Here is a 22,553-nt window from a genome sequence, read left to right as displayed (position 1 = left end):
TTCTCTATGATTTTTAATAGCTGTTGACCAATTAGAAAAAAAATAAGAGATAAGAAATAAATAAACTAACAAACTTAGGCTTCGTAATGTTATATCAAGCATTATATCTTTCCTCTCATGGACATAACTATACTTTTATGAGCGGCGGCTTTGAAGCGCCTACTTATTGGTATTTCAATACATTTTTCTTTAGAATCCATTAATAGGAAATTTTTTCCTAACTCTTTTATATAAGCGCAATTTATTATGAAAGAAGAGTGGACTTGCACAAAATTCGTATCAAGTTGTTCGTTTATCTGATTCGTTGACATATAGGGTTTGTAGATTTCTCCAACTGTATGAATCAATACTTGTCTTTTATCTTTTTCGAAATAAATGATATCTTTGGTTGGTATTTTATAAGTAACTTTGTTACTAGAAAATACAAAGTAATTTCTTTTTTTTTCTAGCTGTTGTCTCAGTTTTTCCAAAACTTGGTGCAACCGATCTTCCGTAGGCGGTTTCAATAAATAATCAAAAGTTTGTACTTGGAAGACTTCTTCCATGTATTCTTTGTAACTCGTCAAAAAAACGATAGGTGATAAAATATCACGTTCTCGGATTTTTTTTGCCAAGTCTATTCCGCTCATTTCACTCATTTCTATATCTAAAATAAAAAAGTCAAAATTTTCTTGGTCAAGTTGATTGACTAACTTGAGAGGATTGTAGTAGGTATAGGTTTCAAATATATTTGGGTTATAATTAAATAGCATCGTGTTTATTTTTTCGGTTAACGTTGGATTGTCATCACAAATAGCAACTTTCAACAATAAAACCTCCTTTTTTTCATTCTATATATATTATGAATTAAATTATCTTTAAAAACAATCATTTTTTTGTTAGCACAACTGATAAACCGACATAAGTAATCTGGATAAAGATATCAAAAATTCAGCTTACTGACAAACATTTAATTAGCATCTAAAAAATAATCATGTAAATTAAATGAACAGCGAAAGCATCAGTTAGAGTGCTATCAATTTTTTTAAATCTACATATGATTAAAACTTGATGCTATAATGCTAGTAGTAAGGTTAATGTATACCATAGCGGTACTTGAGAAGAGTAGAAGTGTTTCTGATGAACAGATGGATTAGTGGATATTGATACTGAACAGTCAATTGTTTAAAAAAGTGATTTTCAAACGGTAACAAAAGTATATTTAAAGGAACTTGAATTTTCAGAAAGTAGCTTCAAATTTAGTTTGAAAGAATAGCTTTCGGCTATAAAAAAAGTTAAAAGGAGCCTGCCATGTTACAGAAATATATAGAAATTTTAACAAGAGACGAGGCCATCTTTCGTAAAAAGCCAGATGGAACAGAAGTAAATTATTTTCTATTTCCAGAGTTTGAAATACATATAAATAGCTTGCCAGGAAAAACTGTGCAAGGTTGGCATAGGCATCACAAAATCGAAGAAGTTTTACTTGTGCAGTCGGGAAAAGTGAAAATAGAAGAGCTAGAAAATCAGCAAATTATTTCAAGAATTTGTGCAGGAGGAGAACTTATTCGGATGCATAATAGTTTTCATCGGATTAGTAATCCTGATACGTTATCTGCATCATTTACAGTATTTCGTTTTGTTCCGCAAGGGCAAAATCAACAAGAATGCATAAAAAATGATAAAGAAGAATTCTCTGATGCGGCAGTACAACGGCTTCTAAAAATAAATGATTCGTTGTGATCGTTATTTTTAAACTTTTCTTTTCCCCCTCCTAGAAAACACAAAACCGTGGTACAATAACTTACGTAATAGACACACCTACTCCGAATGTCAAAAAAGGGCAGAAAAGTAGACAAGAAATTGTTTAAGGAGTAAAGTAAACTTACTTAAAATTTTGGGGGAAATAAAATGTATGATGTAATTATCATTGGTGCCGGTCCTGCTGGGATGACGGCAGCACTTTATGCATCACGGTCCAATCTTTCTGTATTGATGATTGAACGCGGTGCGCCTGGTGGGCAAATGAACAACACTGCTGAGGTAGAGAATTACCCAGGCTTTGATTCTATTATGGGTCCAGAATTGGCCTATAAAATGTATGAAAATGTAGAGAAATTTGGTACGGAAAATGCGTATGGCATTGTGATGGGCATTGAAGACCACGGATCTTATAAAGAAGTGATTTGTGATGACAAATCTTATGAAGCTAAAGCGGTAATTATTGCAACAGGCTGTGAACACCGAAAATTGGGTGTAAAAGGCGAAGAAGAATTTGCTGGCCGTGGTGTTTCTTATTGTGCCGTTTGTGACGGTGCTTTCTTTAAAAATAAACGCTTAGTAGTCGTTGGCGGCGGCGATTCTGCAGTTGAAGAAGCAATCTATTTAACGCAATTTGCTTCTGAAGTAGTGATTGTTCACCGTCGTGATGAATTGCGTGCGCAAAAAATCATTCAAGATCGTGCCTTTGCAAATGAAAAGATTTCCTTTGTTTGGGATACAGTTGTCGAAGAAATTGTTGGCAATGAAATGGTTGTGACAGGTGTGAAAGCCCGGAATGTTAAAACAGATGAAGTTTCTGAAATTGAAGCAAACGGCGTATTCATTTACGTGGGGCTAGATCCATTAACAGAACCATTTAAGAAAGCTGGTATTACGAATGAGGCTGGTTGGATTGAAACAGACCAAGAAATGAGAACAAAAATTCCTGGTGTTTATGCCATTGGTGATGTCCGTGAAAAAACATTGCGTCAAATCACGACAGCGGTCGGTGAAGGCGGTATTGCTGGACAACAAGTATTTAACTACATTGAAGAATTAAAATAAAAAAATGCTTTTGCCTTTATTATTAAAGGCAAAAGCATTTTTTAATAGGTTCCTTTAATGCCAAAATAAGAGCCGCGAATGGTTCCAGCTAATTTTGATTTTTGACGAGCAAATTTGAATTTTCCTTCAAATTCTGCAGGAATTGCCATACCGTCTGAAAGTTTAAACCCAACGGCGCGTTTGCCTTTATCAGCTAATGTGTACATCACGTTAACTGCTAAGCCGTTTTCATAAAATACATAGGCCATTTTTATGCCATCTAAAGTGAAAGAAGAATTTTCAAGTGGCTTGTAAGGGAAATGTAATTCTCGTTCTAATAAAATTTTTTCAATCCAGGCCAATGTTTCTGGAGCTTCAGAGGCAGGGACGGTCGTAAAGCGATGTTTGTATTTATTCCAAAAATAGCGAGCTTCATTCGCTCTTAGTCCAGCAAGAGCAGGTGCCACTGGTGAACTTTCTAAACCAAGAGTGGCTACTTCTTTAAAATCAACTGTATAAACCATGAATTGATACTCCCATCTTTTCTTTTAAACTAAGTATAACGGTAGCAGGGGTAACGAACAATTATTATTGCTTAAAAGAATGAAATTAGGACAGAACGATCGGCTTTAGAAAATGTTAAGCTTTCCGAAAGCGTAGGTTCTGTCCCGAAGAGTATTTTAAGATTTGGTTATTTAGTGATAAGTTATACGCTTGTACTTATTTATTGGCATCTAAGGTAACTTTTTCATCTGCCGTAGTCGTTTTAACATCTACTGTATAAACAAGTTTGTTGTTATTTTTGGTTAACTTCCAAGTCAAAATACGTGGAGAAAGTCCTCCAACTTCTTTTTTTGCTTTGGCTAAGACGTCGTTAACAGCGCCTAATTCTTTGACTTCAGCAGCTGAAAAGGCTGTCTCGTTTTCGCCAAGTTGATTTGCTTCAGTATTTTTGGTGACTTTTCCTGTTTCAGGATTCACGTAAAGTGTTTCTGTATCGTTGGTAAAGATATAGCTGTAGTCACTTTCTGGTTTTGTATCAAATTGGACATTTACTAATGGTTTGCTGTTGCCAGCTTCTTTTTCGTAGATTTCAGCAGCTTGCTGCAAACTAACTTTGTACTTAGCATCTGTGACAGCATCTTTTCCTATGCCACAACTAGCTAAAATAAAAATAGCTCCTAAAAGTGAAAAAAATAGTAAAAATGTTTTTTTAACATGAAATTACCTCGTTTCCTTTTATTAAGTATTCACAATCACTTAGTATACGGAGGTTTTATAAGAAATACAAATAAAAAACAATCCTTTAAGAGAAATTAAAGGATTGTTTTTTTGTTATTTATTCTGCACGTAAAGCAACTGCCGCATCTTTTTTCGCTGCCATTCGGGCAGGAATATGGCCACCAATCATGGTTAAGATTGTGCTAATTACAATCAAAATAATACCGTGAATTGGATTTAAGGTGGCAACATTTTCTAAATCAGTCAGGTTATAGAGTACTGCGTTAATCGGAAATGTTGCGAGAAAAGCAATCACAACACCAAGAATGCCAGAGGCAACACCTAAAATAGCAGTTTCGGCATCAAACACCCGGGTAATATCTTTTTTACGAGCTCCTAACGCTTTCAGGATACCGATTTCTTTGGTTCGCTCAATGACAGAAGTATAGGTGATGATTCCAATCATAATCATACTTGTAACAAGGGAAATCCCAGCAAATGCAATCAGCACATAGGTGATGGCATCCATTAAACCACCTGTTAAGCGGGTCATTGTTCCAGCTAAATCAGAATAGATGATTTGGTCTTTTTTATCTTTTCCTTTGTTATAAGCATCTAAATAATCAAGAATTTTATCTTTTGATTTGAAATCGTTTGGATAAATCATAATACTTGAAGGAATTTCATTCGCTCCTAAATAAGACAACAGGTTTTCTTTCGCGGAAGCATCTAATGTTTCGTTAGTCATAACGTTAGTATTGCTGGCTTCTTGCGCTTTAACAATGTCAGAGGTTTTGTTTTTGGCAATCATATTAGTTGAAAGTGCATCGCTATAAGCAATTCCAGGTGCTAATAGATTCATTGTTGAAGAATCTTTAATTCGCAAAATCCCTGAAATTGTTAATTCAGTATTTTCTGGGTTATCGTAAACAGCTTGCAAATCTTGGTTAGGAATGAAGTTGCCTGTCGGTAATTTGGTGTAAAATGCATTATTATTGGCTAATTTCATTTTTGTGCCAACAATGTCTGAAAAGGCAATCTTTTGATTATCTTTCACGTCAAAGCCAAGATTTTTTAAAGCATTAATATTGGTGGTATTGTTACTATCGACGATTAAAACGACATCGGTTTCTTTTTCTGGATAATTTCCCTCAAGCAACGAGTAATTGTCTTTTAAGAAATTGTTTTTTCCATTTTCTAGTTGTTTAGGAAAAGCAGAAACGCCGACGCCAGTTTGGGCAGCCATCATAGAAGCCATCGCGTTTGATTGGCCGTCGGGTGCATCGTTTGAAAATTTGACAGTTTGTGCTTTCCCGTTGATTTCTCTTAATAAGTTCATATTGACTAGACGAGTATAGCCGATATTATTACTTAATTCAGGATCAATGTGATTGACATAGTCAATAAACTTTTGATCAATTAAATTCGTGTGTTGCGCACGGTCCGCATCGCTAATTTTAGCAGTCACTTCTTTTTCTTTCGGGAAGGTGCCTTTTTTGTCCTGATTATTGAAACTTTCTGGATCTTGATCGGTCGCTATTTTAGAAATGGTAATCGGAAATTGCGCTAACGTTTCCGACTGAGTTTTATCAATTTGTTTTTGGAATCCTGTTGAAAGAGAAAGGACAATCGCGATACTGATAATTCCGATACTTGAAGCAAAGGCGGTTAAAAAAGTTCGCCCTTTTTTAGTGCGGATATTATTAAAAGATAAACGCAGCGCAGTCGTGAATTTCATTTTGGTGCGTTTTAATTCGAAAGGTTCTTTTTTTTCATGTTCAATATGAGGACGCGAGTCATGCCGAATTTGGCCATCTGAAAATTCAATAATTCGATCAGCGTATTCATGAGCTAATTCAGGATTGTGGGTCACCATAATGACTAATTTTTCTTTCGAAAGTTCTTGGATAAGTGCCATAATTTGCAGACTGGTTTCTGAATCCAATGCACCAGTTGGTTCATCACAAAGTAAAATATCGGGATCATTAGCTAAAGCGCGAGCAATGGCAACCCGTTGCATTTGACCGCCAGATAATTGGGAAGGTTTTTTATGGATATGGTCCTTCAAACCGACACGGATGAGTGCATCTTCGGCTTTTTGGCGTCTTTCTGCTTTTGAAATACCACTTAGTGTCATACCAAGCTCGACATTATCCAAAATCCCTTGATGACTAATTAAGTTGTAACTTTGAAAAATAAAACCAATTGAGTTATTCCGATAAGCATCCCAGTCGGCTTCTTTAAAATTTTTTGTTGATTTGCCGTTAATGATTAAGTCACCAGAATCGTAATTGTCCAATCCGCCAATTACATTCAACATCGTCGTTTTACCAGAGCCGCTGGGACCCAGAATGGCTACAAATTCTTGTTTTCGAAAAGCGACAGAGACGCCATCTAAAGCTTTAGTGGTCGTTCCGCCGACAGTATAATATTTTTTTATCTCTTTGAGTTCTAGCATATTTTTCGCATCCTTCTTCCAATTTATCAACAACACAACCTTAAGTTAGTGTATAACGTAACATAATAGTTAACAAAAATCAATCATTACCATTTGATAATCAAGTGAATTTAGTATACACTAGGTGGGAAACGAGGGAGAACATATGGATAAAGAGAAGCATTCATCAAATTTAGATATTAGTGTCTTTACTGAAATTTTTTCATATATGAGCCAATTGCTTTTTAAAGACCTAGACTTGGAGGATCTAAAATTAACCAAGTTAGACATGTTAATTTTATTAATTGTGGCAACGAATGAAGGAATTAGTATGACGGAGTTAGCCAACCAAGTAGGAACGTCGAAAGTTCAAGTGAGTCGCTCTATTGCGGGGTTAGAAGAACGAGCGATTGTTCAACGTCGCCATAATCAGGAAAATCGCCGCGTGGTTAATGTTTATACGACAAAAGAAGGCGAGAAGCTCTTTAAGCAAAAAGAAAATCAAGTAAAACAGCAACTATCTGAAACACTTAGTGTTCTTTCGTTAGAGGATTATCAAGAAGTCAATCAACACTTTTTGGCGGTCATGAAAATTTTGTCCAATTATCAAGCGCTACGAAGAAAAACGTGTAAGGAAAACAACGCCAAAAAATAAAAAACATCGTTTGGCTATAAACCAAACGATGTTTTTTCTAGCCTTTGACAGAGCCAGAAGTCACGCCTTCTACATAGAAACGTTGCATTAATATAAATAAAATAGTAATTGGAATGGCAATTAGCACACATCCAGCTGTAAAAGCCATGAATAGTGAATTAGCTGTTGATTTGGTCATCATCGAAAAGAGACCAATCGCAACGGTGTAATTTTCAACTTTATCACCCATAATAACTTTTGCGAAAATAAAATCCATCCAAGGACCCATGAAGGCGGTTAAAGAAGTATAGACAATAATTGGTTTCGATAATGGCAACGTAATTTTTGTGAAAATTTGCCACTTGTTGGCACCGTCAATCATAGCCGATTCGTCTAAAGCCATCGGAATGGTATCGAAGAACCCTTTGGCGATGTAAAAACCTAGCGCCGAGCCTGCAGAGTAAACCAGAATTAAAGCGAATAAACTTTCAGTTAAATTTAAGGCTTTTAAAATATAGTAAACGGCAATCATACTCATAAAACCAGGGAACATATTTAAAACGAGCGCCACTTTTAAAAATGGTTTTCTTAAGCGGAAACGCAACCGTGACAGCGCATAAGCCATTGCGATTGTAATAAAAGTTGATAACAGACAGCTTGCGATGGAAACGAACAAGGTGTTCAAAAACCAACGGACAAAGGGGAAGTTGCCAGTCTGATTTGTTAATAATACTTTATAGTTTTCTAAAGTGAATGTTTTGGGAATGATATAGGGAACAAATGCACCGCCTTCGCCACGAAAACTTGTTAAGATAATCCACACAATAGGGAACATCCAAAAAACTGCTAAAATGGTTAAAATGATGTAAACGCTGGTAAGTGCAGTACGTTGTTTTTTCTGGTAACTTTTTGCTTTAGCCATAAGTTACGCCTCCTTAAATGAATTCGTCCGTGTATAGGCAATTAAACTGAAGACTGCGGAGAGAATGAAGATTAAAATACCAATCACAGAGGCTAAATTGTAATCCATTGTATCGACAGTCAATTTGTATAACCAGGTAACTAAAAGGTCAGTTGAGCCTGCACCGTAGAAGTTAGAATTGGCTGGCCCACCACCTGTTAATAGATAAATGACATTGAAGTTATTGATGTTGCCAATAAACTGTTGAATCAGCGCCGGGGTCATCACAAATAGAATTTGTGGAAACGTAATACTTTTAAAAATTTGCCATTTATTGGCGCCGTCAATTCTAGCAGCTTCGATTTGATCTTCAGGGAGATTTTGGATAATCCCTGTAGAGATTAACATCGTAGCAGGAATACCAATCCACATATTGACAACAATAATGGTTAATTTTGCCCAATTCGGATCTGTTAAGAAGGGGATAGAAGAATCGATTAAGCCCCAGTTTAACAACAGAGCGTTGATAGGTCCGGAACCATTTAAGAGGTTTCGCATAATTAAAAGTGAAACAAACGGAGGTACGGCCATCGTGATGACAAAAATAGTCCGCCAAAACGCTTTATATTTTAAGCCTTTTGTATTGATAAGCAAGGCTAAAATGATTCCAAAAAAGAAACAAGTTGCGGTTGCAAAAACAGCCCAAATCAAGGTCCAGCCAAGTACTGGAAAGAACGTTGAAGCCATATCGCCTGTGATTACATTACCTAAATTTGCCAATCCAACCCAAGTAAAAAGGTTTTTCGGTGGCAAATGGTTATGGTCGTAGTTGGTAAAGGCAATGGAAATCATATATAACAACGGCAAGATGGTAAAGAAAAGAACGCCTAGTAAGGGAATCGTCATTAAAGTTGCATGGAAACGTTCGTTTAACAAGCTACGTAAATCATCCATAGTTGTTGGAATTTTTTTGCCGGCTGTCTTTAATTCATATAGGTGACGGGCGCTTTTTAAATTGATTACATATAAAATGATTAGCGATAAACAGACTAAAATTGCTGCAATTCCGAATAATAATAAGAGCATTGAATTATCGCCTTCTTTTAGAACTTCAATCCCTAAAGAATCATCATATACTAATCCTTGCTGTTGGGTCCCTAGTGTTCCTAGCATCATTAATGCGTGGAAACCATTACGGATTAACCAATAGATAAAGCCAATTTCAGCTGTTAAAAAGATGATTCCCTTTAACCACTGCTTGTTGGCGAAGTTTGCAGCACCCATAACTAAAAAAGATAGTTTTGTAGCGAAGTCGCCTTTTTTAAAGACCTCTCGAAATGACGCCTGGGCTTTCTTTTTCTTGAACATCTTCGTTCACTCACTTTCTACTTAAATAAAAAAGATAGAGGAAATGGGACAGCAGATTGAAGCTCGTCCCATTTCTTTACTCTTTTTATTCTTTTGCTTCTTTTGATGTGTCTTGGACTAATTTATCTAATTTTGCTTGATAATCCGCAGGTTTGATATTGCCTTTGTACGTATCATTGATCACTGCATCCATCGCAGGCCAGAATGAAACGATTTCTGGGATTTTTGGCATTACCACAGAGTGAGTTGGTTGCGCCATTTCTAAGATAGCTTTTGCAACAGTATCTTGTGTGATTTCTTCGTTTGTTTGTAATTTTTTGTTTGAAGGGACAAAACCGATTTCTTTGAAGTAAGTCATTTGTGATTTTTCACTTGTTAAATAGTTTGCTAATGTCATTGCGGCCAATGGTGCTTGTGTTTGTTGGTTGACAGCAAAACTACGAACGCCCAAGAAAGCTTTCATTTGTTTTTCTCCATTGCCAAAATCAATGGTTGGATAGGCAGCAGCCCCCATTTTGTCGCCAAGAGCTTTTTCTACATCGTTTTTAGACCAAGGACCAGAAAGGAAGGCATCCGTTTTGCCAGAACCTAGATTAGACAATGCTTCTGTATTTGATTGGATCACACCAGGATTATTTTTTTGATCGGCAATCCATTGTAATACTTCTATACCTTGTTGGTTATTAAAGTTGGTACCTTTTGGATCTTCGCCATTTTCACCATATAAGTAATCGCCGTTACTCATAAATAGAGGACCGAAGATATAATTTGCGCCATCTTCGCCAAAATTGGTACCGATTTTGCCTTTTTCAGTTAAAGACTTCCAAGTTTTGACTTCCTCTGGAGAATACGTATCTTTGTTATAATAAAGAACTTGTGACTCTACGGCATAAGGGTAGGCATAGACTTTGTCTTTCCAAGTGACCCCTGCAACTGCTGAGTCGATATTGTTTTCTTTGACTTCTTTTTCATATTTTGTGTTAGGGTAAATCAGACCAGCTTTTGCCATTTGACCAATTTGATCATGTGGCATCATGAAAACATCTGCGGCAGCTTTAGGATCTTTTGCAATGTCTTTTTTAGCATCTGCCGAATTTCCAGCAGTTAAGTTAACTTTAATATCGGGGTTTTCTTTTTCAAAATCGGCGACAACTTTTTTAAAGACGCCCATATATTCAGTATCAACCCATAATTTTACGTCACCAGCTGCTTTATTTGCTGAACCGCTTTCATTTTCAGCTTTCGTTTTTTCTGCACCACCACAGGCAGTAAGTAAAACCGCGGAAGCACTTAAAAGGATACCGCCCATTAAAATCTTTTTCCAATTCGCTTTCATTTTTGAACCCTCCAAAAATTATTTTTTACAAGTCTTATTATGCAACCGATTGCGGAAATAATCAAGTGTTTTTCATCGAGAAAGTTAAAAAAGTTTTTTTTGTTATAAATAACATGCTGTTTATTTAAAGTGGTGTATACCACTAATTAAGCATTTTAAATAAAAAAATAAAAAAGGGTATACAAATGCAATCGTTTGCGCTAAAATGTGTTCGAGTATTAGAAAATACACGAAAAGCGACAATTAAAGGAGAGAATTAAATGAACACTGCTGCAATCTACCATCGTCCAGAAAGTGAATTTGCTTATCTTTATACAGAAGAAACCATGCATATTCGTTTGCGTACGGCAAAAGGCGACATTGCCTCTGTCCAATTAATGCAAGGAGATCCTTATCTTTTAGGAAAAGAAAAGTGGTACCAACAGTCGTTAACCATGGAGAAGTTAGTATCTACGGAGTTATATGATTACTGGTTTATTGCATTAAGTGCAAAATTTAAACGCCTTTCATATGCTTTTACTTTAGTAGGGACGGATGGCTTGACGGCGTTTTATGGCGAACACGGCATTTATCCTTTAGAAGAAAAGTATTTAGCGATGGCGAATAATTATTTTCGGATGCCGTATTTTCATGAAATCGATCGTTTTAAAGCACCTGAATGGGTAAAAGAAACGGTTTGGTATCAAATATTTCCAGAGCGTTTTGCAAATGGTGATCCCGCCAATGATCCTGAAGGGACGTTGCCGTGGGGATCTAAAAGACCAGATCGACAAGATTTTTTTGGTGGGGATTTGCAAGGGGTGCTAGATCATCTTGATTACATTGAAGATTTAGGTGTTAATGGCTTATATTTTTGCCCGATTTTTGAAGCGTTTTCTAATCACAAATATGATACGATTGATTATTTAAAAATTGACCCAGCTTTTGGTGATGGCGCTACCTTTAAGCGTTTAGTCGAAGAGTGTCATCGACGGGGCATCAAGATTATGTTGGACGCCGTTTTTAACCATATGGGGGACACTTCGCCTCAATGGCAAGATGTGTTAAAAAATGGCCAGGACTCAATTTATGCCGATTGGTTCCACGTAAATGAGTTTCCAGCTAGCTATGAAGAAAGTGCTGATTTTGAAGAAGCAAGCAACATTACCTATGATACTTTTGCATTCACTCCGCATATGCCTAAATTAAATACAGCAAATCCAGAAGTGCAAGCCTATCTTTTAGAAATTGCTCGTTATTGGATTGAGGAATATGATATTGACGCCTGGCGTTTAGATGTGGCAAACGAAGTGGATCATGCGTTCTGGAAAAAATTCCGGCAAACATGTGATGACGCAAAAGAAGATTTTTATATTTTAGGAGAAATTTGGCACTCGTCGCAAAGCTGGCTCCAAGGAGACGAATTTCATGCAGTGATGAATTATGCATACACAGATGCGATTATGGGCTACTTTGTCAAGCAAGAACTGTCCTTGGAAAAGATGCTTTCTGAAATGAACAACCAGTTAATGCTCTATCGCCAACAAACGAATCAAATGCAGTTTAATGTTTTAGATTCCCACGATACACCACGCTTATTGCATGAAACGAAAGAGGATAAAGAGTTGATGCGCCAAGTATTAGCGTTTACGTATATTCAACCAGGTGTCCCTTGTCTTTACTATGGTGATGAAATTGGTATGACAGGTGATATGGATCCTGATTGTCGTCGTTGTATGGTTTGGGAGGAAAATCAGCAAGATTTGGATTTGAAGGAATTTGTAAAATCATTGATTGCCCTTCGCAAAAAGTATGCGGCTGTTTTTTCTGGTGGAACAATCGATTGGGCAGGAACTTCTTTTGAAACGGGGTTGATTAGACTCGCTTGTCGTTTGGAGGAACAAACGATCTATGGGATTTTTAATACTGGCCAAGAGACACAATTTGTTGATAGAACTGATCGAGAAGTTTTGCTAAGTTCTTCTATCGAAATTGCTTCAGAACAGATAATGGTTTTACCAAAAGGTTTTCTTTTATATCAAGCATAATAATTAAGCAAAGGAATGTGAAGAAGAATGGAAAAACATTGGTGGCAAGAAGTCGTGGTTTATCAGATTTATCCTCGCAGTTTTAAGGATAGCAATGGAGATGGCATTGGAGATTTACCAGGAATTATTGAAAAATTGGATTATTTGGAAACGTTAGGCATTGGGGCTATTTGGTTATCACCAGTTTATCAATCACCCAATGATGACAATGGTTATGACATTTCTGATTATGAAGCGATTATGACAGAGTTTGGGACGATGGCGGATATGGATCGTCTAATTGAGGAAGCGAAAAAGCGAAAGATTGAAATTATTATGGATTTAGTTGTTAACCATACGTCAGATGAACATCGTTGGTTTATTGAAGCGAAAAAAAGCAAGGAGAACCCCTACCGAGACTATTATGTATGGGCTGATCCTGCTTCAGATGGCGGTGTGCCTAACCGATTGAAATCTGCCTTTTCGGGTTCGGCGTGGACGTTTGATGAAGCGAGTGGGCAATACTATTTGCATTTGTTTAGTAAAAAACAACCAGATTTAAATTGGGAAAACCAACAAATGCGTCAGTCGGTTTACGAGATGATGAATTTTTGGATTGATAAAGGAATTGGGGGTTTCCGTTTAGATGTAATTGACTTAGTGGGTAAAATTCCAGGAGAAGAGATCACCGCGAATGGGCCTCATTTACATCGTTATTTACAAGAAATGAACGCCGCGACATTTGGAGGCAAAGAGCTGTTAACTGTAGGTGAAACATGGGGGGCCACACCTGAAATTGCAAAAATGTACTCTAGTCCAGAGCGTCATGAATTATCTATGATTTTTCAGTTTGAACATATGAGCTTGGATCAACAACCAGGTAAAGAAAAATGGGACCTTCAGCCAATGGAAGTTGCCAAGTTGAAACAGGTTTTTGCAAAATGGCAAACAGAATTAGGAAATGATGGCTGGAATTCTTTATTTTGGAATAACCATGATTTACCGAGAATGATTTCACGTTGGGGAAATGATCAGGAACATTGGTTGGAAAGTAGTAAGTTATTCGCTATTTTACTGCACATGATGAAAGGCACACCTTATATTTATCAAGGGGAAGAAATTGGTATGACCAATACGCCGATTACAGATATTCGTGAAGCACGGGATATCGAAACAATTAACATGTACCATGAGTATTTGGAAAAAGGATATTCTAAAGAAGAAATTTTGCTGAAAATTAATACTAAAGGTCGCGACAATGCACGCCGGCCTATGCAGTGGACCGCTGAAAAAAATGCGGGCTTTACGACTGGTACACCTTGGATTGATGTTAATTCTAATTATCAAACGATTAACGTCGCTGCTGCTTTGGCAGATAAAAATTCACTATTCTATACGTACCAAGAAATGATTCGTTTGAGAAAAGAACATCCTTTAATTGTTTGGGGCAACTTTGAATTGCTAGAAACAGTGGAGGAAGTGATCAGTTTTTATCGTACCTATGGTGAGGAACGCTGGCTTGTTGTAACGAACTTTTCTGACAAAGTTCAGCCATTTTCTGCAGACGTTCATGTAGAACAAGTAATGATTGAAAATATGCCGACAGATGTCACTGCTTTAGCAGACTATTCGTTAGCGCCTTGGCAAGCATTTGTTGTGAAAGTGAGTCAATAAGATGGAACAATGGTGGAAAAATGCTGTCGGTTATCAAATTTATCCTCGGAGTTTTAAAGATAGCAACGGGGATGGCATTGGTGATTTGCGGGGAATTACTGAGCAATTACCGTATTTAAAAGAACTAGGGGTCGATTTTTTATGGTTAAATCCGATTTACACTTCGCCAAACGTTGACAATGGTTATGATATTGCGGATTATCAAGGGATTCATCCAGAATTTGGTACGATGGAAGATTTTCAAGAACTTTTGGATCAAGCGCATCAATTAGATTTGAAGATTATTCTTGATCTGGTAGTCAATCATACAAGTGATCAACATCCGTGGTTTGTTGAAGCGAAAAAAAGTTTAGATAATCCGTATCGTGAGTATTATTTATGGGCCGATGCGACACCAGATCGTATGCCGAATGAATGGCAAAGTTTTTTTGGTGGCTCGACTTGGACGTATGACGAGGGTACAAAGCAAGCATATTTTCATGTGTTTGCAAAAGAGCAACCTGATTTGAACTGGAAAAATCCTAAAGTTCGTGAAGAGATTTATGCGATGATTCGCTGGTGGTTAGATTTGGGAATTGATGGTTTCCGATTGGATGCGATTAGTCATATCCAAAAAGAACCTTGGGATTTTAAAATTACCACGAATCCATGGGCTCCATTTATGAATGTAAAAGGCATTGAAGACTATATGCTGGATTTGAAAGCTATTTTTGCTGAGTATGACATCATGACAGTGGGGGAAGCTAGTGGCGTTTCAAGTAAAAAAGCGGTGGAATGGACCAATGATGCGGGCTATCTGAATATGATTTTTGAATTAGAGCACAATGTTCGAGAAGGAAAGCCAGGAGAAGAACGGTTAAACATTTTAGGCTATAAAAAAGTAATGGCTCGCTGGCAAAAGCATTTAGGGACAGAAGGCTGGAATGCATTATATGTAGAAAATCATGATAATCCCAGAATCAATTCAATTTTAGGCAATGAAACCTCTCATTCTGCTAAGGCGATTGGAACAATCGCCTTGCTCTTGCGAGGAACGCCGTTTATTTATCAAGGACAGGAAATCGGCATGGTTAATTATCCGTTTCAACAGATTGACGAGTTAGATGCTAAAGATTCTCATAACCATTATCGTTTGCTTATAGAAAGTGGCTACGATGCGAAACAAGCATTAAAAGAAGTGGCGCATTGGACGCGGGACCATTCGCGTACGCCTATGCAGTGGACGAGTCAAGAGGCAAGTTCATTCACCTCGGGGCATCCGTGGTTAGCAATTCATCCCAATTTCAAAGAAATAAATGTGGCTGACCAAGAAACGGATGCACAATCCGTGTTGAATTATTATAAAAAGTTAATTGCGCTGCGGAAAGAAAATTCAGTCTTTACAGATGGACAGTTTGAACTATTAGCGCCCAATCATCCGTCTGTTTTTGCTTTTTTAAGAAAAACAACTGAGGCAACAGCGTTAGTGATTGTCAATTTAAGTGGAGAAAAATGCCAATTTGACTTGCCAAATAAATTACTAGGCAGAAAGTGGCAACAATTGTTAGGGAATCAAGATTTTACAGTGGAGAAACGAATGCAGTTAGCACCTTATCAGGCAGGAATCTTCCAATAACTGATTTGTTCTATAACGAGTGTAAGAGGCTTACTTTTAAGTAGGACTCTTGCACTCGTTTTTAGGAACTTCAACAACCGAGAGACTTCATAAATAATTGAATTTTTACAGAAATGCGTTATACTTACTTTGGGTAAGTTATTTAATTTTATGAAAGTAGGAGAAATGATGCCGAAAACACGTGTAGAAGCATTTACAGATGCAGTCATTGCGATTATTTTAACGTTATTAATTTTAGAATTAAAAATTCCTGAAAAAGCAGATTGGTCTGCTCTGACCCAATCTGGACACAAAATCATTATTTATTTAATTAGTTTTGTTACTTTATTGATTTATTGGAACAATCATCATCATTTATTTCAAAGCGTCCGTAAAATTGATGGACGTGTCCTTTGGATGAATAATTTTTTAATTTTGACGTTGACGTTTTTCCCGTTTGTTACTGGTTGGGTAGGTGAACATCCGTTTTCTTGGCCGCCACAAGCTTTGTATGGCTTAGTAGTATTAGGAGCTGATGTTGCTTATTATCTAGTGGTGCGGGCATTGATTCAGGCAAATGGGCCCAAATCCGAAGTACAACGTTTGTTTGGCCACTATCCAAAATTAACGCTTTCGATTGTGTTGAATATTATTGCGTTGATTGTGGGTAAAATGGTAGCGCCAATCGCTGTCCTGATTATTGATACGATTGTTTTAGTCATGTGGTTTATTCCTGAGCGAAAAGCAGAAATAAAGGAAACTTTAAAGTAGTTATTTTTTATTTATAACAAAAAAGTCATAAATCTTTTGACAAGAATGTCAAACTCCTCTATTATAAGAAGTGGATAAAAACTGAATAATTGTTAGGTGAGGCTCCTATTTGGACAAATGCTGCTGCCGCGAAAGGATCGAGAGACCCTTAGTTGGTTGAACAGGAATAATCGTGAAGGTTATTCATAATGTAGCTGATACATGTTATCTACGCCCTATAGTGCTAAAGCTCAACGATAGAGAATCTTATTTAAAGATGGTATTTTGGGACGTACTCTATTGTTGAGTAGGTCCTTTTTTGTGTGTTTGGCAAAAAAGCAATTATTCACTGGAAGTATAAATAAGAAAAAGAAAGGATGACTGTCATGGAAGACCCTGGAAGTGAACAGAGAAACAAAATACAGTCACCAACGAAAGGAGAAGATTTTAGTACTCTTTTCGGCAGGTGACCACAACCTTGGAGGAAAAGAAAATGATGAACAAAAAAACAATGGATATGAGAAAAGCAACCAAAGATCAAGAATTACGTAAATTGGCGTTGCTTTCTGAACGGGAATTAATGATGGAATTACGGACATCTGAAAAAGGACTCTCGAATGAAGATGCCGAAAAAAGATTAGAGGAATTTGGACCAAACGAAGTTTCTGCACAAAAGCCAACCCCAGCAATTATTTTATTTTTAAGTGCATTCAAAGATCCATTTGTCTATGTCTTAGCCTTATTGATGGTCGTTTCAACTTTAACGAAAGATTTCGAAGCCGCTATCGTGATGGGCGTGATGATTTTAGCCAGTGTCTTGATTGCTTTTATACAAGAATATCGTTCGCAAAAAGCGAGTTTGGATTTAAAAGAATTAATTGAAAACACCGCTGCAGTGACACGGGAAGGGATTACGAAAGAAATTCCAATGGATGAAATTGTTCCAGGAGACATTGTAACTTTAGCTACAGGAGACATGATTCCTGCAGATGCCGTGTTGATTTGGACCAAAGATTTATTCGTTAATCAATCGTCGCTAACAGGCGAATCCATGCCTGTCGAAAAATTTGTGGATGCAGGTGTGGATCGTCAACAAACAGAGGTTTCTGCATTAGATATGCAAGACCTAGTGTTTATGGGCACAGATGTCTTGAGTGGACAAGGAAAAGCGATTATTTTAAAAACTGGGCAACATACATTTTTTGGTGATATTGCTAAAAATGCTACGACGCAACGAGGAAAAACTAGTTTTGACTTGGGCTTAGCAAAAGTCAGTAAGTTTTTATTACGAATGGTAATGATTTTGTTTCCAATCGTTTTCTTGATTAATGGTTTAACTAAAGGTGCTTGGGGCGAAGCATTTTTCTTCGCGATTGCCGTTGCAGTTGGTTTGACACCAGAAATGTTGCCAATGATTGTTACGAGTAACTTAGCCAAGGGTGCATTATCCTTATCGAAACATAAAGTCATTGTTAAAGAATTAGCGGCTATCCAAAATTTGGGTGGTATGGATGTGCTCTGTACAGATAAGACTGGAACGATTACCGAAGATCGTGTAGTTTTGGTTCAACATTTGAATCCATTAGGTGATTTGAGTGACGAGGTTCTAAATTTAGCCTACTTAAATTCTTCTTATCAAACAGGTTGGAAAAATTTAATGGATATTGCCGTTATTAATTTTTATGAAGAGCATCAATGGAAAACGCCGTTTAAAAATGTCACTAAAATTGATGAAATTCCTTTTGATTTTTCCAGACGCCGCTTAACGGTTGTCGTGAATGCAGATGATCATCAACTGATGATTACGAAAGGCGCCGTGGAAGAAATGGAAGAAGTGTGTACGCATGCGCAAATTAATGGCGAAATTGTACCATTAAGCACTGCTGTACGAGAAGAACTACGCCGAGTGAATGTTCAAATGAACAAACAAGGGATGCGTGTGTTAGCGGTAGCTGTAAAAAAAGATGTCCATAAAGAAGCAGTTTATTCAGTTGAAGATGAAAAAGAGATGACATTGATTGGGTTTATGGGTTTTCTTGATCCAGCAAAAGAGTCAGCTGTCAGCGCTATCCGCTCCTTACATGAACATGGTGTCAACGTGAAAGTGCTAACGGGCGATAATGACATTGTCGCCAAAAAAGTCTGTAAAGATGTAGGCATTGAAGTTTCCCATGTGTTATTAGGTTCTCAAATTGAAGCAATGACAGATGAAGAGTTGCGGGCGCAAGTAGAAGAAACTAATTTATTTGCCAAATTAAATCCAATGCAAAAATCTAAAATTATTGAATTGCTACAAGCAAAAGGTCATACGGTTGGTTTTATGGGGGATGGGATTAACGATGCACCAGCATTACGAAAAGCTGATGTGGGCATTTCAGTAGATACTGCAGCTGATATTACTAAAGATGCTAGTTCGATTATTTTACTGGAAAAAAGCTTAAATGTACTGGAATCTGGTGTGATTGAAGGACGAAAAGTATTTAGCAATATGATGAAATATATTAAAATTACTATCAGTTCTAATTTTGGGAATGTCTTTTCAATTTTAGTAGCCAGTGCCTTTTTACCATTTCTACCAATGCTTTCCTTACAACTCTTGATTCAAAATTTGATTTATGATGTGGCTCAGTTGACAATTCCTTGGGATAATGTTGATGAAGAAGAGTTATTAAGCCCTGTTCGGTGGGAAACGAACGGACTAGCGAAATTTACGGTATGTATTGGCCCGGTAAGTAGTATTTTCGATATTCTAACGTATCTTGTCATGTGGTTTGTGTTTAGCGCCAATAGTTTGGCCACTCAACATTTATTCCAAACAGGTTGGTTTATGGTGGGACTTGTTAGTCAAACGTTAGTTGTTCATATGGTCCGGACGCGGAAAATACCATTTATTCAAAGTCGTGCGTCAATGCCTGTGATGCTAAGTAGTTTAGGTGCAATCTTACTCGGTTTCTTGATTGTAGCAACGCCCATAAGAGAGGTTTTTGACTTTGTGAAACTTCCGGCTAACTACTGGCCATGGTTCTTTGGAATCATCATTGCGTACATGTTAACTGTTGAAGTAGCTAAACGTTTATATATTAAAATTACCAAGGAATGGATTTAGTAAAATCTACTGAAAGAGAAAAGAATTTGCTAAGCTGTATTACTCGTTTTGCGAAAATTTGGTGATTTTAAGCAATGAATGTTCGTGATAAAACCTAAGGTAAAGTATTTGGCAAAAAAACGAGCCAAAAAAAATAAAAATTAACGAAAAAAACTTTGTTCTCTAAAAAATAAAAAACCGCATGCTGAGTAGGTTACTCGGCTGACGGTTTTTATTTTTTGGTTTTTTCAAGATAATTTTCATGAAAAAGCAAAGTTCGGAAATCAGATTACTAGCCAGCTCGGGGATGGGGGGGGTCGAATTAATAGAACTGTTATATAATATTTTCAAAATAGAATATAACAGTTAGGGGGAAAATAGTACAGAAGAAGTGTGGAACAGAAACCGTTTTCTTGTTTGTGAAAATTATCACTAAACCGCAAAAACATGCGGTTTTGCTCTTTTGTGAAAAAATGAAGAAATTAGAGTTTTTTTCTTGCGCTTTTTCGAATTTAGTGATAATTTGTTAAGTGTAGTCGATAAAAAGTAATACAGTTTCGCACTCTGTTTTACTTTTGTCGAAATTAAAGAAACGTAATAGAGAGGATTGTGTGACAAAATGGCAAAGGCTAAGAAACAAAAACCTATTGACTTTAAAGAGCTAATGGCTAAAGTCGACGCTGATTTCCCAACTTTCCAAATCTTGGATCAAGATGGAAAAATTGTGAATGAAGATTTAGTACCTGATTTATCGGATGAGGAATTAGTTGAATTAATGACACGCATGGTTTGGTCTCGTGTGTTAGACCAACGTTCTACTGCATTAAACCGTCAAGGACGCTTAGGATTCTTCGCGCCAACAGCTGGACAAGAAGCAAGCCAATTGGCAAGTCAATTTGCAATGGAAAAAGAAGACTACTTATTACCAGGTTACCGTGATGTACCTCAATTAGTACAACATGGTTTACCATTAAGAGAAGCTTTCTTATGGTCTCGTGGTCACGTAGCAGGGAACTACTACGCGGAAGATTTAAATGCATTACCACCACAAATTATCATTGGTGCTCAATACATCCAAGCAGCTGGTGTTGCTTTAGGATTGAAAAAACGTGGAAAAGAAAATGTTGTCTTCACTTATACTGGTGACGGCGGTTCTTCACAAGGGGACTTCTATGAAGCAATTAACTTTGCTGGTGCTTACCAAGCAAACGGTGTCTTCATTATCCAAAACAATGGTTTTGCGATTTCTACACCTCGTGAAAAACAAACAGCGGCTAAAACTTTAGCTCAAAAAGCTGTTGCAGCAGGAATTCCTGGTATTCAAGTTGATGGTATGGATCCATTAGCAGTTTACGCAATTGCAAAAGAAGCACGCGATTGGTCAGCTGCAGGAAACGGTCCAGTTTTAATTGAAACATTAACCTATCGTTATGGTCCACATACTTTATCTGGAGACGATCCAACACGTTACCGTTCAAAAGAAATGGATGACGAATGGGTACAAAAAGATCCATTGACTCGTTTCCGTAAATATCTAACAGATAAAGGCTTATGGTCTGAAGCAAAAGAAGAAGAAATTATTGAAAAAACAAAAGAAGAAATCAAAGTAGCGATTGCAGAAGCGGATAAAGCGCCAAAACAAAAAGTTTCTGATTTCTTGAAAAATATGTTTGAAGTTCAACCTCAAACAATTAAAGAACAAATTGCATTTTATGAAGCGAAGGAGTCGAAATAAAAATGGCACAAAAAACTATGATCCAAGCAATTACAGATGCCTTAGCTCTTGAATTAGAGAAAGACGAAAATGTCTTAATCTTCGGTGAAGACGTTGGTAACAACGGTGGGGTTTTCCGTGCAACTGAAGGTTTACAAGAAAAATTTGGTGAAGACCGCGTCTTCGATACACCTTTAGCTGAATCTGGTATCGGTGGATTGGCTTTCGGTCTTGCCTTGCAAGGTTACCGTCCGGTTCCTGAAATCCAATTCTTTGGTTTCGTTTTTGAAGTATTTGACGAAATCGTTGGTCAAATGGCTCGTACGCGTTACCGTATGGGTGGAACTCGTAATATGCCAATTACTGTTCGTGCCCCATTTGGTGGTGGTGTTCATACACCAGAACTTCACTCAGATAACTTAGAAGGATTAATCGCACAATCACCAGGTGTTCGTGTTGTTATTCCATCAAACCCTTACGATGCAAAAGGACTATTAATTTCATCTATTCGCAGCAACGATCCAGTTGTCTACTTAGAGCACATGAAATTATACCGTTCATTCCGTGAGGAAGTGCCAGACGAAGCTTATGAAGTGCCTTTAGATAAAGCGGCTGTAACTCGTGAAGGAACAGACGTATCAATCATCACTTACGGCGCTATGGTTCGTGAAGCGATTAAAGCAGCTGATAGCTTAGCGAAAGACAATATTTCAGCAGAAATCATTGACTTACGTACAGTGGCTCCTTTAGATGTGGAAACAATTATTAACTCTGTTGAAAAAACTGGCCGTGTGGTTGTCGTTCAAGAAGCACAAAAACAAGCTGGCGTTGGCGCTATGGTTGTTTCTGAAATTTCTGAACGTGCCGTATTATCATTAGAAGCACCAATCGGACGTGTATCTGCTCCAGATACAATCTTCCCATTCGGACAAGCAGAAAATATCTGGTTACCAAATGCGAAAGATATCGAAGCAAAAGCTAGAGAAATCGTCGAATTTTAATAGTTATTCGAAGTAGATAAACGAAGAATTAAACAGGTGGAATACGGC

General features: G+C 37.2%; 17 protein-coding genes and 1 riboswitch. Of the genes, 10 read left to right on the top strand and 7 right to left on the bottom strand.

The annotated features are described in order from the left end of the window. Positions 1 to 101 precede the first annotated feature (101 nt). Entirely contained in the window at positions 102 to 806 is a 705-nt protein-coding gene (locus HMPREF2810_RS05225) for a LytR/AlgR family response regulator transcription factor (RefSeq protein WP_002399975.1), read from the bottom strand. Positions 807 to 1,290: 484 nt separating this feature from the next. Between HMPREF2810_RS05225 and HMPREF2810_RS05220 the strand changes: the two genes are divergently transcribed. Both HMPREF2810_RS05220 and trxB read left to right on the top strand, forming a co-directional pair. Next, positions 1,291 to 1,722, top strand: coding sequence for a cupin domain-containing protein (locus tag HMPREF2810_RS05220; RefSeq protein ID WP_010715137.1), 432 nt, complete (start codon positions 1,291 to 1,293; stop codon positions 1,720 to 1,722). Positions 1,723 to 1,890: 168 nt separating this feature from the next. After that, positions 1,891 to 2,805, top strand: coding sequence for a thioredoxin-disulfide reductase (trxB, locus tag HMPREF2810_RS05215; protein WP_002357780.1), 915 nt, complete (start codon positions 1,891 to 1,893; stop codon positions 2,803 to 2,805). Between the two features lie 41 nt (positions 2,806 to 2,846). Here trxB and HMPREF2810_RS05210 read toward each other — a convergent pair whose 3' ends face one another. The 3 genes from HMPREF2810_RS05210 to HMPREF2810_RS05200 form a co-directional block, all read right to left on the bottom strand. Beyond that, a complete protein-coding gene (locus HMPREF2810_RS05210) occupies positions 2,847 to 3,308 on the bottom strand; it encodes a hypothetical protein (RefSeq protein ID WP_010715138.1) in 462 nt (153 codons plus the stop codon). Between the two features lie 196 nt (positions 3,309 to 3,504). After that, on the bottom strand, positions 3,505 to 3,960 hold the full coding sequence (gene camE / locus HMPREF2810_RS05205; protein ID WP_080114282.1) for a plasmid sex pheromone cAM373 precursor: 456 nt from the start codon (positions 3,958 to 3,960) through the stop codon (positions 3,505 to 3,507). Between the two features lie 163 nt (positions 3,961 to 4,123). Next, positions 4,124 to 6,463 (bottom strand): ABC transporter ATP-binding protein/permease, encoded by a 2,340-nt coding sequence (locus HMPREF2810_RS05200; RefSeq protein WP_010715140.1) that lies wholly within the window; start codon positions 6,461 to 6,463, stop codon positions 4,124 to 4,126. A 124-nt stretch (positions 6,464 to 6,587) separates the two neighbouring features. Here HMPREF2810_RS05200 and HMPREF2810_RS05195 point away from each other — a divergent pair, with 124 nt between their 5' ends. Then, a complete protein-coding gene (locus HMPREF2810_RS05195; RefSeq protein ID WP_002365578.1) occupies positions 6,588 to 7,097 on the top strand; it encodes a MarR family winged helix-turn-helix transcriptional regulator in 510 nt (169 codons plus the stop codon). 37 nt (positions 7,098 to 7,134) lie between these two features. Here the strand turns inward: HMPREF2810_RS05195 and HMPREF2810_RS05190 are convergent, their stop codons facing one another. The 3 genes from HMPREF2810_RS05190 to HMPREF2810_RS05180 all read right to left on the bottom strand — a co-directional run bounded on the left by HMPREF2810_RS05190 (position 7,135) and on the right by HMPREF2810_RS05180 (position 10,681). Next, positions 7,135 to 7,998, bottom strand: coding sequence for a sugar ABC transporter permease (locus tag HMPREF2810_RS05190; RefSeq protein ID WP_002360454.1), 864 nt, complete (start codon positions 7,996 to 7,998; stop codon positions 7,135 to 7,137). A gap of 3 nt (positions 7,999 to 8,001) precedes the next feature. After that, positions 8,002 to 9,345 (bottom strand): carbohydrate ABC transporter permease, encoded by a 1,344-nt coding sequence (locus tag HMPREF2810_RS05185; RefSeq protein ID WP_010715141.1) that lies wholly within the window; start codon positions 9,343 to 9,345, stop codon positions 8,002 to 8,004. An 85-nt stretch (positions 9,346 to 9,430) separates the two neighbouring features. Then, on the bottom strand, positions 9,431 to 10,681 hold the full coding sequence (locus tag HMPREF2810_RS05180; RefSeq protein WP_048942462.1) for an extracellular solute-binding protein: 1,251 nt from the start codon (positions 10,679 to 10,681) through the stop codon (positions 9,431 to 9,433). A 260-nt stretch (positions 10,682 to 10,941) separates the two neighbouring features. Here HMPREF2810_RS05180 and HMPREF2810_RS05175 point away from each other — a divergent pair, with 260 nt between their 5' ends. From HMPREF2810_RS05175 to HMPREF2810_RS05145, 7 genes are all read left to right on the top strand, one after another. Further along, on the top strand, positions 10,942 to 12,708 hold the full coding sequence (locus HMPREF2810_RS05175) for a glycoside hydrolase family 13 protein (RefSeq protein WP_010715142.1): 1,767 nt from the start codon (positions 10,942 to 10,944) through the stop codon (positions 12,706 to 12,708). 27 nt (positions 12,709 to 12,735) lie between these two features. Continuing rightward, a complete protein-coding gene (locus HMPREF2810_RS05170) occupies positions 12,736 to 14,361 on the top strand; it encodes a glycoside hydrolase family 13 protein (protein ID WP_010715143.1) in 1,626 nt (541 codons plus the stop codon). 1 nt (position 14,362) lies between these two features. Next, the gene (locus tag HMPREF2810_RS05165; RefSeq protein ID WP_010715144.1) at positions 14,363 to 15,976 is read left to right on the top strand and encodes a glycoside hydrolase family 13 protein; all 1,614 of its coding nucleotides are present in this window, start codon (positions 14,363 to 14,365) and stop codon (positions 15,974 to 15,976) included. A gap of 168 nt (positions 15,977 to 16,144) precedes the next feature. Beyond that, on the top strand, positions 16,145 to 16,726 hold the full coding sequence (locus tag HMPREF2810_RS05160; protein ID WP_010715145.1) for a TMEM175 family protein: 582 nt from the start codon (positions 16,145 to 16,147) through the stop codon (positions 16,724 to 16,726). 81 nt (positions 16,727 to 16,807) lie between these two features. Next, positions 16,808 to 16,975: riboswitch (M-box (ykoK) riboswitch) on the top strand. A 223-nt stretch (positions 16,976 to 17,198) separates the two neighbouring features. Beyond that, complete coding sequence (gene mgtA, locus HMPREF2810_RS05155; protein WP_002388982.1) at positions 17,199 to 19,811, top strand: magnesium-translocating P-type ATPase; 2,613 nt, start codon at positions 17,199 to 17,201, stop codon at positions 19,809 to 19,811. 598 nt (positions 19,812 to 20,409) lie between these two features. After that, entirely contained in the window at positions 20,410 to 21,525 is a 1,116-nt protein-coding gene (gene pdhA / locus HMPREF2810_RS05150) for a pyruvate dehydrogenase (acetyl-transferring) E1 component subunit alpha (protein ID WP_002357768.1), read from the top strand. Between the two features lie 2 nt (positions 21,526 to 21,527). Continuing rightward, positions 21,528 to 22,505 (top strand): alpha-ketoacid dehydrogenase subunit beta, encoded by a 978-nt coding sequence (locus HMPREF2810_RS05145; RefSeq protein ID WP_002357767.1) that lies wholly within the window; start codon positions 21,528 to 21,530, stop codon positions 22,503 to 22,505. The last annotated feature ends 48 nt before the right edge of the window (positions 22,506 to 22,553 follow it).

The organism is Enterococcus sp. HMSC078F03 (assembly GCF_001811595.1).
Taxonomy (GTDB): Bacteria; Bacillota; Bacilli; order Lactobacillales; family Enterococcaceae; genus Enterococcus; species Enterococcus faecalis.
The sequence above is the reverse complement of the archived record's forward strand: the minus strand, read 5'-3'. Positions and strand labels throughout refer to the sequence as shown.

What these genes read in the sequence shown, in the direction of transcription:
- HMPREF2810_RS05175 (WP_010715142.1), top strand. Translation starts at nt 10,942, where the DNA reads ATGAACACTGCTGCAATCTACCATCGTCCAGAAAGTGAATTTGCTTAT.
- HMPREF2810_RS05210 (WP_010715138.1), bottom strand. Translation starts at nt 3,308, where the DNA reads ATGGTTTATACAGTTGATTTTAAAGAAGTAGCCACTCTTGGTTTAGAA.
- HMPREF2810_RS05190 (WP_002360454.1), bottom strand. Translation starts at nt 7,998, where the DNA reads ATGGCTAAAGCAAAAAGTTACCAGAAAAAACAACGTACTGCACTTACC.
- HMPREF2810_RS05185 (WP_010715141.1), bottom strand. Translation starts at nt 9,345, where the DNA reads ATGTTCAAGAAAAAGAAAGCCCAGGCGTCATTTCGAGAGGTCTTTAAA.
- HMPREF2810_RS05220 (WP_010715137.1), top strand. Translation starts at nt 1,291, where the DNA reads ATGTTACAGAAATATATAGAAATTTTAACAAGAGACGAGGCCATCTTT.
- mgtA (WP_002388982.1), top strand. Translation starts at nt 17,199, where the DNA reads ATGATGAACAAAAAAACAATGGATATGAGAAAAGCAACCAAAGATCAA.
- HMPREF2810_RS05145 (WP_002357767.1), top strand. Translation starts at nt 21,528, where the DNA reads ATGGCACAAAAAACTATGATCCAAGCAATTACAGATGCCTTAGCTCTT.
- HMPREF2810_RS05165 (WP_010715144.1), top strand. Translation starts at nt 14,363, where the DNA reads ATGGAACAATGGTGGAAAAATGCTGTCGGTTATCAAATTTATCCTCGG.
- HMPREF2810_RS05160 (WP_010715145.1), top strand. Translation starts at nt 16,145, where the DNA reads ATGCCGAAAACACGTGTAGAAGCATTTACAGATGCAGTCATTGCGATT.
- HMPREF2810_RS05200 (WP_010715140.1), bottom strand. Translation starts at nt 6,463, where the DNA reads ATGCTAGAACTCAAAGAGATAAAAAAATATTATACTGTCGGCGGAACG.
- trxB (WP_002357780.1), top strand. Translation starts at nt 1,891, where the DNA reads ATGTATGATGTAATTATCATTGGTGCCGGTCCTGCTGGGATGACGGCA.
- HMPREF2810_RS05170 (WP_010715143.1), top strand. Translation starts at nt 12,736, where the DNA reads ATGGAAAAACATTGGTGGCAAGAAGTCGTGGTTTATCAGATTTATCCT.
- pdhA (WP_002357768.1), top strand. Translation starts at nt 20,410, where the DNA reads ATGGCAAAGGCTAAGAAACAAAAACCTATTGACTTTAAAGAGCTAATG.
- HMPREF2810_RS05180 (WP_048942462.1), bottom strand. Translation starts at nt 10,681, where the DNA reads ATGAAAGCGAATTGGAAAAAGATTTTAATGGGCGGTATCCTTTTAAGT.